We start from the raw sequence: 13,017 nt of genomic DNA, 5'->3' as shown, positions 1-13,017 counted from the left end.
CCTATTCCGTGTAGGTTGGCAATTCATCCAGGTAGTCTGGCTTCTCGATGGAAATTCCTTTTAGGTCATATGTCGCGTGATCGTTGCCGTCTGCTTTGGCTTCCCACAGCGTAATCTCGTCTGGGTTCAGCACGATATTGGAAATGCGGACGCGTTCGGAGTTGCCGGCTTCCTTGTCCAGCGTCTCGCCGATCAGGAATGGGAGGACTGGGGTCTTGCCTTGCGTCAATTGATCGACGCAGTAGTATTTCAGCGCAGCGTTGGTTGCGGTAATTTTCAATGTCACTTCTACATGCCAGTCGTTGACGGTTTGGATTTTTCCTTTTTGCAGGCGATTCGTGTCGCCGTACTCTACCTTGAGAACCATTTTGCCTTCCAAGGTACCGAAGATCGGGTCTCCGTTTTCATCGTAAATTTGGCAGTTCTTCAGTTTAATATCGCGTGCAATAGCCAATTACAGCACCTCCCAGTCAATGTCAAAGTATTCGATGGCATCAAGCGGCTTCGCAGACAAGAGGAAGCCACGGCGATCCCCGATGCCATTCTTTTTATCCGTAAATGTCCAGCCCGTATCAATCGCGCCCTGCTGCTCGCGGACGGTCATGTACGCGTTGACGGCAGAGACAAACACCGCACCGCCCAAATCGTTGTTGCCGAGCTTGCCTTTGTATTTCTTGCCGACTTGGCTGATGTCGTTGACGATCTGATCCAGCGTCATGCTGACACGGATTTTGCCGTAGTCCTCGCGCTCATGTGTACCCAGAACAGCCAGCGTATTGACGGCGCTCTCGATGATGTACACGTCTCCGTCGCGAGTTGCGATCAGCGTACCGGAGCCGAGCGCACTCAAAATATCCGTGTGGCCCCAATCCTTAAGCGCTTTTTTCAATGGAACGACGACGGCCGTCAGCGATTCATGCGCAGGTGTCGCGGCGATCATACCCGCTACCCATGCGGCCCACTCCAAGCTGCCGTATACTTTTCCGTTGTTGTGTTGACCAGCGATAGCACTGTTCACGACAAAACGGGCATTTTGCGCCACAGAGCGCTCGATGTGCTTCGCCATGTTCTCATCGTCCGCTGCTTTTCCGCCGATTACCAGCGTGCTGAGCTTCTTGTTTTGTGCGCGACGATCGCTCATGAATTGCTTCGCTGCCGCTTGCACAGCCGCATCGTCAAAAGGCAGATACATCGAGTCAAAATCAGCTCCGGACACAGCCATGAACAGCTTAGTAGAGTCAGCTGAGGTAAGCGCTACTGTGCCACTTTTCGCTCCTGTCAGCGCTGTTTCCGGCACGATTGTAACAGCAGTCTCACCCAGCTTTTTCACACGCACATAGTTGGATTGGCTCGTTTTCGCTGCCAGCTCATTTGCATCCGCAAACGAAAACTTCTCCGTTTGCAGCGGGCCTGTTACCTGAAGTTCTTTTTTACCTGGCTCGGACGTCGAAGCCGTGATCGTAACCTTCAGCTCGTTACCTACCAAACCCGGATACAGAGCCTCGACTCTGATTGCTTCGGCTTGCTCATACGCTGCTTTTGTGGCTGTGCCATTCGTCATGCGGTACGCGAGAATCGTCGCGCCACCTTCTGCTGCCAGCTCTACGGTATCGACCTTGCCAAATGTCTGTGCAAGTCGCTCTTCAAAGCTCCCTAGTTTGACCAGCTCATCTGGCGCACCCCACTCCGCTTGATACGGTACCAGTACGACACCGCTCTTCGGTACTACACGTTCTTTTGCTTTTGCGATCAGTTCGACCGTTACACCCGGACGTTCACGTTGAATGGTCATGCTTACACCCCGCCTTTGTATTTGGTCAGTCGGCTCTTCACTTGTCCTTCTGCCAGTAGTTGATCATCTGCTTCAGAAAAAAGAGCACCTGCTACCTCGAACCGTTCGGCTCCAAGGTAAGCGGCGCTCTTGATCCACTCTTGTTTGGTTTGCACAAGCTCTGGGGCCTGTGCTTGTTGTTCTTTTCGTGCCACTATGATCGGACCCCCTCTACATCAAATTCGTTGATTTTTTCTGTGACTGCTCTCTGCACCGCCACGTTGTAGGTGAACTGGAACGCGATTTCCGTCCGATCCTTTTTATCCCGCCAAATACGCAAGGTGGAGCTGTCGATCTCGATGGACAATCCAGACGTCTTGCCTTGATAACTGAACTGCCTTTGGCGAAGAAACTCACGCAGCGGTTCGGCTGAAAGCGGCTGGTAGACACCCGCTACCTTTGGATAGTGGAGGACGATGGCTGCTTCTGAGACCACCTGATAGGAAGTGAGGCTTCTTCCTTCTTCACGGACCCCTTGCGTCAAAAGAAACGCGATAGGCGGTTGGAATCGCTGCGCCATCCAATCGTCCACATTCACAACAGTAGACAGCTCTGGATACGCTTCCTTCACCAGTTCACTGAGAACAGCTAGCTCACGATCCATCCAGCTTCCACCTCCCATACTTGCGGTATTCTCATCTGTCTTCGTCACATGTCTCTTCCCCCCACTATTTCACTTCATTTGGCAAGGTATCCACGGCAAATACCCGCCGAGCAGGGAGCGAGTGCCTTTGGCTTTGACTCGCAACATCGTGTGGCGTCAATTGCCGTTTTCCCCGCTCGCCGGACATTTGAGTCGGCAGCGTACATAAAAAGCCACCCGACAGCTTCATCGGATGGCTCGTATCTCTCTTACTTGTTTCGCTTGACTCAAGTATAACCGATCTGGAGGAAAAACCGGGAAAATGACCCGATGTGTCAGGAAGTGTCAACTTTTGTCAGCCTCAGCATGCTTGTGAAAATGAAAAGAAGCTGTCATCTTCCAGACAGCTTCTCGTCGGGCTCTGTTTTTCATCATCCAGTCTGCTGTACCTGATCGCCATACATCGCCCATGCCATCTTTATCACAGCACTGCGCTTGATTTCATAATACCGCTGTCGGGACACGCCGATTTCTTTGGCAATCAAATTGTTCTTGTCGCCATCCAGCAAAGCTTCGACTACCAACCGTTCCTGCTCTCCTGGAATCGTCTCAACCGCTTTGTTGATCCGCTCGATTTTATCCTGCAAATTTTGTAGCCTCTTCCATTTCCGCTCCCGGCGTACAACCTCTGCGTGCGTCTTATCACCATTGCTGCCTTTTCCTTTCGGCATCCCTGCATCCAGTCCGTACTGTGCGACCATTCCTTCCCCTGCTTCACGCAAAAAACGCTGGATACGCACAATCTCGATCTGCATGTAATTGTAGTCGCGGATTTCTTCCTCCGCCTTTTGTAGAAAATCTACGATGGGTGCTTGCTCGCTCGTCCGGGCAAAACCTTCTTTTCTTGCGGAAACTGTCTTTTGCTGCCCTTTTGTCTCTTGATCTCGCATGTACTTGTCCCACTCCGGGCAAGAATCAATTTTTCCTACGTGCTTATCATGAACCTGGCAATGTGATTTCTTTCCCCAGCACGTTGCCGGACACACCTCGCATACTGCTTCCATGAAAACATCTTTGCTGATCAAGGTACTATTCCCCCTCGGTCATATATATGAAGTCCGTATGATTGCTTATCGGTTTTCGTTGAGTCTTGCGTCTTTTCTTAATCTTTGGGACAAACCGATCTGTCCGATAATGACTCCGACCAATAAAACAACTGCTCCGATTAATGCTGCTTCTATCATTTCGTACGTATCTCCTTTGCATGGTCATTTTCTTGTATAATGAAAGGGGGCAAAGAGGATACTCACCAGTTGTATTCTTTGCCCCAAGCAATTAATGGGGATTCCGATCGTCAGTCGGGGTCTCCTTTTTTTCCTGCTGCTCTTTCTTTTTCTCTTTGTTTGCCTTTAATTGCAGATTGAACAGATTATTGATCCGAATCTGCAAATCCACCTGCTTAAACGTGACGATTAGAGCAAGGAAGCACACGACAACCGCGAGAACCTGAACGTAATCAATCGTCATCATAGCATCACTTCTCCACTGCGGATCGCCTCGAGCATCGCCGTTTTCATTTCTTGCATGCTCTCTTCGCGAGGTAGTTTGATAAAGGAAGCAAGGTACTCCATGTCAGGAAGCAGAAAGTCGAGGATCGTCAGTACCGCCCGATTGTCCCCTGACTGTGCTTTTTGGAGGATCAAGCTGAACGAGTCAGCTTCTCGGCCAATTGGCGCAAATATTTGTTTTTGCATTTACTCACTCCTTGTCTGGTCATATTCAGTTTTTGGGCTACCTGTTCTTCTGTCATTCCTTGTATAACGACATGCTTGATAATGATCCGGGCTTTTTCTGGGAGTTGCATCAACACCTCCTGAACATACAGGTCGGACAGATTGTCTTCGATCGTTTCCGTTCCCCCCATCCCTTCTTTGATCACCGTCTCCCTGCACAAACGCTTCTTGGCGGCGTATTGCAATCGCCAAGCAATCCTTTTGAGCACCTTTCTGCAATGCTCTTTTAACTGCTCATCTGTCATATGCTTCACCTTCTGTCTATTTCGAACATCCAACCGAAAATAGGAACACTCGTTCTCTTTGTAGTACAAGTATCTCATACTATGGTAATAAGTTCAAGTTCTTTCTACCAGATTTTTGGAGATGATTTCTCCGGTTAAACTTCTGCATAAATTCTAAATAAAACGTCAAAAAACACGATCCCAAGTGGAGATCGTGCCTGTGTAGAAATATGAAATTATCCTTACAAAACGGATGTCCCCACTCGTTAAAAGTACAAAATATCCATACTTTTCGAGTTTTATCTGTCCATCACACAACAAACACGATAAAAATAAAAAAAGCAAGCTCCTCTCTCATTCACAACAGAAGAGCTAGCCTGCTTTTTTATCTTTCGCACTTTTTTAATCCCAAATATTCGGTCGTTCAACGCCCATCGTTCTCATATAATCCAGCAGTTGACCGGTATGTACCGACTCATGATAGGCGATTCGGAGCAGCATGTCTCCAAGTGTGCGGACATAGCCTACATCGGATCGATCAATGCGGATACTCTCCAAATCGCTCTTGGACAACCCTCTGACGAAGCGGAGAAACTCTTCTCGATATGGCTTCGCAAAGGCCAAATCTTCTTCTACGGTTGAAAACTCTTTGGTTTCATACGGATTGGGAATGTCAGACAGGGCAGCGCTTCCCCGTTGGATCAAAATCTGGTGATACAAAAACTCACCCTCCATGACATGACGAATCATTTCTCCGCACGTGAACGCTTTATCGTCAGGCTTCCAGTTCAGCATTTCTGTAGGAATTGCCTTCCACACCTTGATGCTTCTACGTCTTACTTCCTCAAAGTTTAAGATTAAGAGATCATTTTCGTTCATGCCATTCTTCCCTCCCCGTAAGCTCGTCCTAGTTTTTTTGATAGAGATCACAAGTCGCTACGTGATCATTGACCATGCCGACTGCTTGCATAAAAGCGTAGCAAATGGTTGAACCGACAAAAGTAAAACCGCGCTTTTTCAAGTCCTTGCTCATTTTGTCGCTGATTTCGGTAGAAGCAGGCACATCCTTCATTTCCTGAAAATGATTATGAATCGGCTTCCCGCCTACAAACGACCAAAGATAGCTGCTAAAAGACCCAAACTCCTCCACAACCCGCAAATAGGCGTGGGCGTTCTTCACGACGCCGCGAATCTTCAGCCTGTTTCGAACGATGCCTTCGTCTGTCAGCAATTGCTCGATTTTGGCTTCATCGTATTGAACGATTTTCTCCGCTTCAAAGTTATCAAACGCTCTTCGATAATTTTCCCGCTTCTTCAGGATCGTGTACCAGCTCAGTCCGGCCTGTGCGCCTTCCAAATTCAAATATTCAAAGAGCAACCGATCCTCATAGACAGGAACTCCCCACTCGTGATCGTGATAATCCATATAAATAGGGTCCTGATTCACCCAGCCGCACCGATTCATGCAAAGAAACCTCCTTCACGAAATACGAACGTATATTCTTATATAAAGAATATACAATCATTGGGTATTCTGCAAGTTTTTCTTCACAAAAAAAGACCTCATCCATTTGAGGTCTCTCAGCAATCAAGCAGTTAAAATAATTGGCTTCCCCTTCGTTACAACGATGGTGTGCTCGTATTGAGCTACGTAACTCTTATCAGGCGTAATGAGCGCCCAACCGTCCCTGCCATCATCCACATATTCCGTCCCCGTTGAGATGAATGTTTCTATTGCCAACACGAGACCTTCTGTGAGCAAGCGTCTTTCCTTTTTGTCATAGTAATTCAAAATGTAAGAAGGCTCTTCATGCAAGCTTTTGCCGATGCCATGGCCCGTAAGGTTTTTGACGACTGTAAAGCCCTTTTTCCTGGCCTCCTGGTGAACAATGCGACCAATTTGGCTTAGCTTTGATCCCGCCTTTGCTGCATCCAATGCCTTGTACAGCGACTCCTCTGCGCATTCGCATAAGGATTGCTTCTCAGGCTCACCTTCCCCTACAACAATTGAAGCACCTGTATCGGCAAAATAACCATCCAGCTCCGCCGAGACGTCAATATTGATGATATCGCCATTTTGCAGAACTGTATCATCAGGGATGCCATGCGCAACAATGTGATTGACACTGATGCATGTATGCCCTGGAAAATCATACGTAATATTCGGTGCAGACCGCGCTCCGTACTTTGCCAAGATCTCTCCGCCAATCCGGTCGAGTTCTTTTGTTGTCACGCCCGCCCGCACTGCTTTGAGCATCGTCTCCCGTGCTTCTGCCACAATGCTACCGATCCGTTTCAAACAAATCAAATCATGTTCATTTTGAATCGACATATGTTGCCCTCCTGTCTACGAATGTAATGATTCCTCTACATTGGAACATTTTTCATTGCCAATCGCAACCTGTTGAAAAAACAAAGAACCCCAGAAGCACCCTCTGTGACCCTTATCTAGCTTCACCCCAGTCTCTCTACCAAAAACCAAACAACATTCGAAATGAGCAAAGACTGTCCGATTCCAAAACTGAATCCTGTGAAAAAACGCAGCTTGTTATTGCTTGTTCGCCACTTCCAATGTTGGGTAAAGCCATCAATCAGCATGGGCAATAAAAGCAGTCCAATCAAATAGTAAGAGGTCACGATATGCATTCCTGCAAAAACAGGCGCCGGCAGGTATCCAACTAGGATCGAAACACACCTGGCACATAGGGGCATTTTCTTACCACCGATAGAAAAGGAACGATCTGCTCGTCGATGACAGGGAATCCACTGCGTATTGATCATCATCAGCTCCCTCAATCTGGCTTGCAATCGCAATCTGGTGTATCACAATCCGGACAATCAACGGGAAGATAGCTGCAATCTGGCGAACCATTTTTACGCTTTTTCCGGTTTGTCGAATAATAGAGGATCATGCTAATGAAAACGAGAAGACCAAGTATGAGCAAGACTCCTCCTGTCACATAATCCCCTTGATACAGAAATACGCCTCCCGCAATCCATGCGATCATGCAAAGCGTTAATCCAACAAAAAACAGATACACCCTCTCCCTTCTTTTCTTTCTACGGGAAAGAGTATCTGCAGTTTCAACTGTGCGTTACGTTCGGGCGTGAAGTCATCGACCCTGCTGATTTGTTATAGTGTCCACATATTTATACCGCTCTGTACGTGCGGATGTAAGCCGATAAAAACAACATCCCTTCTCTTTATTTGAAATTGCTTTCGCATTTGTCTCACTTGCGTAAGAACAATACTTAGCTTCAAAAAAGAGAAGGGAATAGTAGGAAGATGAGAAGAACGTTTCTATTCTAAGCGTTTCGTTTTCTCCGCAATTGATAATAGGTCACAGCCAGTGCAAGCGCCAAAACCGTCCCCTTAATAATATCGTACGCGTAATACGGCAGATTGAGCATCGTCATGCCGTTGAGCAGCACCCCGATCAGAATGGCGCCCACAAATGTACCAAAAACGTTTGGCTTTCCTGCACCGAATACGGAGAAGCCTACAAAAGCAGCCGCGACTGCATCCATCAGCATGGAGCCGCCGCTACTCACCTGCCCGGTACCGATTCGCGCTGCCAAGAGCATCCCGCCCAAGCCCGCAAAAAGAGCAGAAAGCACATAAGCCAAGGTACGATAGCGATTCACAGGAATCCCCGACAGACGGGCTGCTTCCAAATTACCACCTGTCATGTACAGCATCCGCCCTTGTCTCGTATAGGTCAGGTACACATGCGTGATCGCGACAAGTAAAAAGGTCAGGATAACCGGAACAGGAACGGAGAGAATTTCTCCTTGGCCCAGCCACAAGAACCATTCCTGGAATTTTCCCGGAGCCTGCGAGCCGTCCTGCATCGGCATGTTTGCGTAGATCGAGTAGCCTTGGGAATACGTCATATGAATGCCGTTGACGATGTAGAGCATCGCCAGAGTAGCCAGCAAATCAGGAATGCGGATTTTCACGACCAGAAAAGCGTTGACCAGCCCGACGAGCAAGCTGAGTGCAATGGGAACAACCAAAGTCGTGAAGACTCCTTGTTCGTACCAAACCATCATCGAAGCAGAAACGACCGTGGTCAATGAAACCGTCGATCCTACAGACAAATCAAAGCCTCCGACAATCAGCGAGAACGTAACGCCTATCGCGACAAATGTCACAATCGAGATGGAGCGAAGAATGTCCGTCAGGTTGTCGTACGTGAAGAAATACGGGTTGGTCAGACTGAATAACAACATGACAATGACGATGACTGCAACCGTTCCGTATTTGTAAACAAAATCAAACAAGCTAAACTTTTTATCTGCCACGTTACTCACCTCCGCTTGCGTAGTACATAATCAGCTCTTGTGTTGCTTCCTCGCGACTCAATTCCTTCACGATCTTGCCCTCGAACATGACGAGAATCCGGTCTGCGATCCCGATGACCTCCTGAAACTCACAGGAGAAATACAGGACGCCCTTTTTCTGCTCGGCAAGATTTCCGATCAGGCGGTAAATATCGCTTTTCGCGCCAATATCCACCCCTTTTGTCGGCTCGTCAAACATAAAGAGGTGAGCGTTTGTATCCAGCCATTTCCCTATCGCGACTTTTTGCTGGTTTCCGCCGCTGAGAAAACCGACCAGCTGCTTGATGTCGGCTGTTTTTACACCAAGGCGCTGCACCAGCTCTCTTGCGTTAGCCGCTTCCGCCCCTCTTTTGATAAAACCGAGCCAGGACTTCTTTTTCAACGAGGCGACAGACAGGTTGTTCTGCACGGACTCCTCTACGAAAATCCCTTCTTTGCGCCTCTCCTCCGGGACGAGAACGATTCCGGCATCGACGGCGTCTTTTGGCGAGCGCAGTTGGATACGTGTTCCATGCAATCGAACAGCTCCAGCCTTTGCCTCATCCGCACCGAAGAGCAATCGAGCGAGCTCAGTCTTCCCTGCCCCAACCAGACCGACGACACCCACGATTTCTCCCTCGCGAACCTGCAAGTCGACTCCGTGTACCTTGCCGCCAGCCACACCAGACGCCTCAAAAAACGTTTCGCCAATCGGCACAGCAAGCTTCGGGAACTCCTCGTCGAAGCTTTTGCCCAGCATGTTCGCAATCACTTCGTCCATATTGGTCTTCGCCGTCTCTGTGGTCACAACATGCTGTCCATCGCGCATGATGGTGATCCGGTCACAGATTTCAAAGATTTCCGGCAGGCGATGGGAGATATAAATGATCCCGACTCCAGCTTTTTTCAACTGCGCAATGATTTGAAACAGCCGTTCGCTCTCCTTCGTGCTCAACGGCGCTGTCGGTTCATCGAAAATGACGTACTTTGCCTTTTGAACGGTCGCCCGTGCAATCAAAATCAATTGCTTTTCCGACAGCGTACATTCTTCGACGAGCATCCTCACCGGAATGGAAAAGCCGAAGTTTTTTAAAATCTGCTCCGTTTCGTTGTACAAGCTCTGCCAGTTGATCAGCCCCTTGGTTTTCGCCTGGACGAGCTGGTCCGCCAGTATGTTTTCGGCGACACTCAAATACGGGATCAAGGCGGTGTCTACTTCCTGATATACACATTGAATGCCCTGTGCTTTGGCGTCCTGCGGAGATTGAATCGACACGGCCTGTCCATCGATGGTGATCGTACCGCCATCTGCCTGATACGCTCCCGTGAGAATTTTCATCAGGGTACTCTTTCCCGCACCATTGGCTCCGAGCAGTGCGTGAACCTCTCCTGCGCGCACCTCAAAATCGACGGATCGCAGGGCAGGAACCCCAGAAAACTGCTTCTCCATCCCTTTCATCTGCAATGTGGACATTTTTCACACCTCCTGTTAACCTGCGTGTTCCCACCTCTATAAGGAAAAATCCCGTTGACGGATACAGCTCAACGGGAAAAGCCAATTTGGTTCTTACTTGCCCCACTCTTGTACGTATTGGGACAGGTCGCCCATCGTTACTTTTTTATCCTTCGGCAGGTCTTCTTGTTTCACCAGCACTGGGTTCAGCTTCACGTTGTCTGGCACTTGCTCGCCTTTGATTTTTTGGAACACGGTTTGGGCATGGATGCGTCCGATATTGGATGGGTCTACCGCTGCCGTCGCTGCCCACGGAGAGTTTTCTGCCTGGATCATTTGCAGATCCTCATCGCTCAAATCGATGGAGTATACTTTGATTTCCGTACGTCCTGCTTGTTGGATGGCACGTGTCGCCCCTTTGGCAAATTCATCCCAAGCTGCCCATACTGCTGTGATGTCGCCTTTATTCGGATACTTTTTCAAGATCGCTTCCATCTGCGTTTGTGTATCGAGAGCCGTATTGTTGGTAGCAGAACCGAATGCCGCAATTTCTTTCAAGTCCGGGTATTTCTTCTGGAAAGCTTCGTACGTCACTTGGCGTTTTTCCATTGGCGCAAAGCCAGCTACCCAAACTTTTACGATGTTGCCTTTGCCGTTTGTATCTGCCGCCAGCTTTTCCAGGCTCAGCTCTGCCAACTTGTTGTCATCCTGCGCCACAACTGGCACACCCGGAATGTTGATGTCTGTATCAAACAGGACAACCGGGATTTTTTTATCCACGGCCTTTTGCGTGCCCTGCTGCAACGCTTCTGCCGTACCATGGTCGATCAGAATGCCATCAAACCTTTGGTTCACAGCAGCATCGAGGTTGGACGCCATTTTTGCCAGATCAGTATCTGCGTTGAATACGGTCAACTCGCCCCCGTTTTTCTCCACCTCTTTCTTCACGCCATTGATGTATTGAGCGGAGAACGTCCCTACGTTTTGGCGCATGATCAGTGCGATTCTCTTTGCCTTCTCTCCGGAAGCACCGCCGTTTGTGCTGCCGGTTCCTGTTGTTGCCCCACTGCCGCATGCCGTCACGAGAACAGAAGCTACCAAAACAAGTGATGTGATCAGACCGAGTTTCTTTTTCATTGAGATGCTCCCCCTTTTTTCTTTTACAAAACTTTTGAGAAAAGCAAAAAATCCTCTTTCACAGAGAAAGAGGACAAAAATCGACAAGATTCTCGCCTCTTATCTGTCAGGTATTCTACCTGTTGGAGTTAGCACCTTGGCTCGAAAGAACGGATTCTCTCGTGCTAGGTTGCCGGGCTTCATAGGGCCATTCCCTCAGCCTTCTCTTGATAAGAGTAGTTTCTATTTTCAAAACGTTTGTATAAGTATATACAGAATATAATCTGGCAATTACCTATCTGTCAACTAGGTTTACCGAAAGAATTTTCTTGATAAATATTCCAGTTTCTTCTGTAACATCAAGAGGGATTTTGTTGTGTCTTGTCGAATTATCGTAGATTGATACAAGCCTAGCAAATATTTGCGATGGGGATGCTACATGAGTCTATTAAAAGAAGTTATTCTTCAATGGTTTTTCGCCATTATCCCGTTTGTGTTTTTCAACATTTATTACCGTGACAAAATGAGGAACTACAGCCGTTCCTTTATTGCCATCACCAGCTCAGCCTGCATGTTTCTCGCGATGACCTTCGCCCCAAGTGTCACGAATGGCATGTTTTTTGATATCCGACATGTCATCATATTTTTCGGACTAGTTTATGGCGGAATCGAGATTGCCTTGCTCCTTCTGATTGAAGCCTTGGTTTATCGGTACTACCTTGGTGGCGAAGGAACATGGGTTGCCTTGCTGATCCTTACAGTCAATTTTGTCTTGTCACTCTTTTTGTATCGACACTACAAAGCCAGTTATCGGAAAACACTGTATCTTTTTATGACGAGTGCGATTTTTTCTACGGTTGCTTTAGGGACTACTTATTACTTTTTTCCCACGTATGTAACCCAACACCTCGTTTACTACACCATAGCGATTCCTATTCAAAACTTTTTCGGCCTCTGGTTATTAATGTCGCTTTTCAGCAAATGCGTTTCGGATAAGGAGCTGTTTATCCGCCACGCGCAAAACGAAAAAATCCAGACGATGAGCCATGTTGCTGCATCGCTTGCACACGAGGTTCGCAATCCGCTGACAGCAGTCAAAGGCTTTTTGAAATTAATACAGGAATGTCCGGAAAATTTGGTAAAAGTCGATCAATACATTCGCATCAGTCTCGATGAAGTTCAACGCACAGAAGCCATTTTGACCGAGTACCTTGCGATTTCCAAGCCGCTCAAGGAACGACATGAGATCATTAATCTTAGCGAGCATTTGCATGCCATCCGCGAGGTGATGCTCCCCTTTGCCAATATGCATAACGTGGAGCTTACGCTGCAAGACTTTGAGAGACCTGTGACGATCAAGGCCAATCCAGACGAGTTCAAGCAAGTGTTGGTGAATTTCATCAAAAATGCGATCGAGGCGTGCTCGGATATTTCGGACGGAAAAGTCTCCCTGGACTTGCTCATCGAGCGAAACAAAGCCCTGTTGGTCATCAAGGATAACGGTGTCGGCATGGATGCAGGACAGATTAGCCGTCTCGGAACGATTTACTTTTCTACGAAAACAACTGGGACCGGCCTTGGATTGACGTATTCCTATCATGTCATTCATGCGATTGGCGGAACGGTCAATGTATCAAGTAAACCACGAGTAGGAACCAAGTTCACCATTATGCTCCCGTATAAGGCACAGTGAC

The 13,017-nt window shown here is 48.1% G+C and carries 18 protein-coding genes and 1 riboswitch; of the genes, 1 reads left to right on the top strand and 17 read right to left on the bottom strand.

Features of this window, described 5'->3' with window-relative positions; translation table 11 throughout:
• Position 1: 1 nt before the first annotated feature.
• From HP401_RS04565 to HP401_RS04485, 17 genes are all read right to left on the bottom strand, one after another.
• Complete coding sequence (locus HP401_RS04565) at positions 2-454, bottom strand: hypothetical protein (RefSeq protein WP_016741306.1); 453 nt, start codon at positions 452-454, stop codon at positions 2-4.
• Entirely contained in the window at positions 455-1,792 is a 1,338-nt protein-coding gene (locus HP401_RS04560) for a phage tail sheath subtilisin-like domain-containing protein (RefSeq protein WP_173604236.1), read from the bottom strand.
• Positions 1,793-1,794: 2 nt separating this feature from the next.
• Positions 1,795-1,986, bottom strand: a complete 192-nt coding sequence (locus tag HP401_RS04555) for a hypothetical protein (protein WP_016741308.1) — start codon at positions 1,984-1,986, stop codon at positions 1,795-1,797.
• On the bottom strand, positions 1,986-2,483 hold the full coding sequence (locus HP401_RS04550; protein WP_309145109.1) for a hypothetical protein: 498 nt from the start codon (positions 2,481-2,483) through the stop codon (positions 1,986-1,988). Before HP401_RS04550 ends, HP401_RS04555 begins: the two co-directional genes overlap by 1 nt.
• 16 nt (positions 2,484-2,499) lie before the next feature.
• Positions 2,500-2,664 (bottom strand): hypothetical protein, encoded by a 165-nt coding sequence (locus tag HP401_RS04545; RefSeq protein ID WP_173604235.1) that lies wholly within the window; start codon positions 2,662-2,664, stop codon positions 2,500-2,502.
• 181 nt (positions 2,665-2,845) lie between these two features.
• A complete protein-coding gene (locus HP401_RS04540; RefSeq protein WP_173604234.1) occupies positions 2,846-3,499 on the bottom strand; it encodes a hypothetical protein in 654 nt (217 codons plus the stop codon).
• 250 nt (positions 3,500-3,749) lie between these two features.
• Entirely contained in the window at positions 3,750-3,944 is a 195-nt protein-coding gene (locus tag HP401_RS04535; RefSeq protein WP_015893333.1) for a hypothetical protein, read from the bottom strand.
• Positions 3,941-4,168, bottom strand: a complete 228-nt coding sequence (locus HP401_RS04530; RefSeq protein ID WP_088909490.1) for a hypothetical protein — start codon at positions 4,166-4,168, stop codon at positions 3,941-3,943. The genes HP401_RS04535 and HP401_RS04530 overlap by 4 nt, the downstream gene beginning before the upstream one ends.
• Entirely contained in the window at positions 4,114-4,452 is a 339-nt protein-coding gene (locus HP401_RS04525; protein ID WP_173604233.1) for an RNA polymerase sigma factor, read from the bottom strand. Before HP401_RS04525 ends, HP401_RS04530 begins: the two co-directional genes overlap by 55 nt.
• A gap of 381 nt (positions 4,453-4,833) precedes the next feature.
• Positions 4,834-5,310 carry a DinB family protein gene (locus HP401_RS04520; RefSeq protein WP_064202080.1) on the bottom strand — a complete coding sequence of 159 codons (477 nt, stop codon included), beginning with the start codon at positions 5,308-5,310 and terminating at the stop codon, positions 4,834-4,836.
• Positions 5,311-5,338: 28 nt separating this feature from the next.
• Positions 5,339-5,896, bottom strand: a complete 558-nt coding sequence (locus HP401_RS04515; protein ID WP_015893337.1) for a DNA-3-methyladenine glycosylase I — start codon at positions 5,894-5,896, stop codon at positions 5,339-5,341.
• A 123-nt stretch (positions 5,897-6,019) separates the two neighbouring features.
• Positions 6,020-6,763 carry a type I methionyl aminopeptidase gene (map, locus tag HP401_RS04510; protein ID WP_173604232.1) on the bottom strand — a complete coding sequence of 248 codons (744 nt, stop codon included), beginning with the start codon at positions 6,761-6,763 and terminating at the stop codon, positions 6,020-6,022.
• A gap of 122 nt (positions 6,764-6,885) precedes the next feature.
• The gene (locus HP401_RS04505) at positions 6,886-7,215 is read right to left on the bottom strand and encodes a DUF2085 domain-containing protein (protein WP_172142214.1); all 330 of its coding nucleotides are present in this window, start codon (positions 7,213-7,215) and stop codon (positions 6,886-6,888) included.
• 8 nt (positions 7,216-7,223) lie between these two features.
• Positions 7,224-7,472, bottom strand: coding sequence for a hypothetical protein (locus HP401_RS04500; protein ID WP_173604231.1), 249 nt, complete (start codon positions 7,470-7,472; stop codon positions 7,224-7,226).
• 265 nt (positions 7,473-7,737) lie between these two features.
• Positions 7,738-8,736 carry an ABC transporter permease gene (locus HP401_RS04495; protein WP_173604230.1) on the bottom strand — a complete coding sequence of 333 codons (999 nt, stop codon included), beginning with the start codon at positions 8,734-8,736 and terminating at the stop codon, positions 7,738-7,740.
• A 1-nt stretch (position 8,737) separates the two neighbouring features.
• A complete protein-coding gene (locus HP401_RS04490) occupies positions 8,738-10,228 on the bottom strand; it encodes a sugar ABC transporter ATP-binding protein (RefSeq protein WP_173604229.1) in 1,491 nt (496 codons plus the stop codon).
• Positions 10,229-10,321: 93 nt separating this feature from the next.
• Positions 10,322-11,344, bottom strand: a complete 1,023-nt coding sequence (locus tag HP401_RS04485) for a sugar ABC transporter substrate-binding protein (RefSeq protein ID WP_173604228.1) — start codon at positions 11,342-11,344, stop codon at positions 10,322-10,324.
• A 96-nt stretch (positions 11,345-11,440) separates the two neighbouring features.
• Positions 11,441-11,560, bottom strand: a riboswitch (SAM riboswitch).
• Positions 11,561-11,762: 202 nt separating this feature from the next.
• On the opposite strand from HP401_RS04485, the gene HP401_RS04480 reads away from it, so the two are divergent.
• Positions 11,763-13,016 (top strand): ATP-binding protein, encoded by a 1,254-nt coding sequence (locus HP401_RS04480; RefSeq protein ID WP_173604227.1) that lies wholly within the window; start codon positions 11,763-11,765, stop codon positions 13,014-13,016.
• Position 13,017 lies beyond the last annotated feature (1 nt).

Origin of the sequence: Brevibacillus sp. HB2.2 (assembly GCF_013284275.1) — a bacterium.
In the GTDB taxonomy this organism is placed as follows: Bacteria; Bacillota; Bacilli; order Brevibacillales; family Brevibacillaceae; genus Brevibacillus; species Brevibacillus brevis_D.
Note: the sequence above shows the minus strand (reverse complement) of the source record. Positions and strands in the feature narration are given on the sequence as shown.

Excerpts from the sequence above, each read along its gene's own strand:
- HP401_RS04560 (WP_173604236.1), bottom strand. The coding sequence starts at position 1,792 with ATGACCATTCAACGTGAACGTCCGGGTGTAACGGTCGAACTGATCGCA.
- HP401_RS04545 (WP_173604235.1), bottom strand. The coding sequence starts at position 2,664 with ATGAAGCTGTCGGGTGGCTTTTTATGTACGCTGCCGACTCAAATGTCC.
- HP401_RS04535 (WP_015893333.1), bottom strand. The coding sequence starts at position 3,944 with ATGATGACGATTGATTACGTTCAGGTTCTCGCGGTTGTCGTGTGCTTC.
- HP401_RS04530 (WP_088909490.1), bottom strand. The coding sequence starts at position 4,168 with ATGCAAAAACAAATATTTGCGCCAATTGGCCGAGAAGCTGACTCGTTC.
- HP401_RS04525 (WP_173604233.1), bottom strand. The coding sequence starts at position 4,452 with ATGACAGATGAGCAGTTAAAAGAGCATTGCAGAAAGGTGCTCAAAAGG.
- HP401_RS04520 (WP_064202080.1), bottom strand. The coding sequence starts at position 5,310 with ATGAACGAAAATGATCTCTTAATCTTAAACTTTGAGGAAGTAAGACGT.
- HP401_RS04515 (WP_015893337.1), bottom strand. The coding sequence starts at position 5,896 with ATGAATCGGTGCGGCTGGGTGAATCAGGACCCTATTTATATGGATTAT.
- map (WP_173604232.1), bottom strand. The coding sequence starts at position 6,763 with ATGTCGATTCAAAATGAACATGATTTGATTTGTTTGAAACGGATCGGT.
- HP401_RS04505 (WP_172142214.1), bottom strand. The coding sequence starts at position 7,215 with ATGATGATCAATACGCAGTGGATTCCCTGTCATCGACGAGCAGATCGT.
- HP401_RS04490 (WP_173604229.1), bottom strand. The coding sequence starts at position 10,228 with ATGTCCACATTGCAGATGAAAGGGATGGAGAAGCAGTTTTCTGGGGTT.
- HP401_RS04485 (WP_173604228.1), bottom strand. The coding sequence starts at position 11,344 with ATGAAAAAGAAACTCGGTCTGATCACATCACTTGTTTTGGTAGCTTCT.
- HP401_RS04480 (WP_173604227.1), top strand. The coding sequence starts at position 11,763 with ATGAGTCTATTAAAAGAAGTTATTCTTCAATGGTTTTTCGCCATTATC.